Source organism: Flavobacterium lacisediminis (assembly GCF_025909975.1).
GTDB classification, from domain to species: domain Bacteria; phylum Bacteroidota; class Bacteroidia; order Flavobacteriales; family Flavobacteriaceae; genus Flavobacterium; species Flavobacterium lacisediminis.
Window position 1 is genome coordinate 1 of the sequence record NZ_JAPCIO010000007.1, and the last position, 306, is coordinate 306.

At 38.2% G+C, this 306-nt stretch carries 1 protein-coding gene; it reads right to left on the reverse strand.

Annotated features, from left to right (window positions below):
- Positions 1-306, reverse strand: a 306-nt coding sequence (locus OJ995_RS10365; protein ID WP_264369351.1) for a hypothetical protein, incomplete at both ends; no start/stop codon positions are given.

Consider the following 306-nt stretch of genomic DNA (forward strand, 5'->3'; position numbering starts at 1 on the left):
ATTCGAAGCTTGAACAGAAATCACAGGATTAGTGTTATCAATGATAGTAAATGTAGCAGTAGTTGAAGAACTATTTCCACAATTATCAGTAGCAGTAAAAGTTACTGAAGCCGAACCCGTTGCTCCACAAGTATCAGAAACTGAAGTAAAGTTGTTACTCCAAGTTACAGAAGAACAAACATCAGTTGCTGAAGCACCACCATTTGAAGCCAACCAAGCGTTTAGTGCAGCAGTGTTTCCAGCACCATCACATTGTACTTCTAAATTCGAAGCTTGAACAGAAATCACAGGATTAGTGTTATCAAT